We start from the raw sequence: 999 nt of genomic DNA on the forward strand, positions 1-999 counted from the left end.
CGTCGCGGCGCGCGCCAGCGTGGTGGTCGCCCCGGCGCCGCCGTCGGCCTGGACGAGGGCGACCCGCCGGCTCGTCGAGACCCGCCGGCCCAGCAGCTCGTCGACCTCCGCGAGCTCACGCGCCCAGGCCGTCGGCCGGAGGAGGCGCTGAGCCGCCCGGTCCGCGACGGCACCGAGCCCGGCGGGCGGCATCAGAACACCTCGAGGAGGCTGCCGTAGACGCCGAACACGCCCAGCAGCAGCGGTACGACGGCCAGCACGGCGAGCAGCTCGACCCGGTCACCCAGTCGACGCAGCCGCGCGCGCTGCTGCCCGGAGGGCGTCAGGCCGGCGGTCACCGCTGCCGTGAGCCCGCCGACCGCGGCGACGACGGCGACCAGGGCCGGCGCATCCTCCAGTCGGCCCAGCAGGAGCACCGCGGCGGCCACGACGACGGCGGCCCACACGGCACCGGCCTGGGCGCGCAGCGGCAGCCCTCGGGTCCGCAGCGCCGCCACGAGGAGGACGACGACGCCCAGGGCCAGCGCCCCGCCGTCGCCGTGCCGGAGCAGCGCACCGGCGGCCGGGGCGAGGGCCACGGCGACCGCGAGCGCGCTCCAGGTCAGGGCGCGGTACGCCTCGTCCAGCGTCCGGCGGACCCGCTCCCTCGGGGGTGTGCGGCCGCCGTCCATGACCGCGTCGTCGAGGCGGGTGAGGCCCGCCGCGGCCAGCGCGTAGCCGGGCAGCAGCCCCACGACGACGACCGCGGCCACCGCGACCACCGCGTCGACTTGGACCGAGGGCAGGACGGCGCCGAGGGTCAGGTGCGCGCCGCTGAGCAGCACGCCGACCGTCGCACCGGCGAGCGCGCCGCGGTCCGACCGACCCACGCCGACGGCGAGCCCGAGCGTCACCCACGCCTGCAGGGCGACCGCCCACGCGGCGTCCGGCAGGTCGAGCAGGCCGGTCGCGACGGCGGCGAGCCCGAGCGGGACGGCCAGGCCGAGCGCCGTCGTCGTG

General features: G+C 79.5%; 2 protein-coding genes. Both read right to left on the reverse strand.

Annotation, left to right across the window (positions count from 1 at the left end):
- Positions 1-192 (reverse strand): hypothetical protein (locus N866_RS19050; protein ID WP_034229852.1); only part of this gene is annotated, 192 nt, incomplete at its 3' end.
- Positions 192-999, reverse strand: an 808-nt coding sequence (locus N866_RS21760; RefSeq protein ID WP_216699504.1) for a hypothetical protein, incomplete at its 5' end; no start/stop codon positions are given. The genes N866_RS21760 and N866_RS19050, both read right to left, overlap by 1 nt.

The organism is Actinotalea ferrariae CF5-4, from assembly GCF_000603945.1.
GTDB lineage: Bacteria > Actinomycetota > Actinomycetes > Actinomycetales > Cellulomonadaceae > Actinotalea > Actinotalea ferrariae.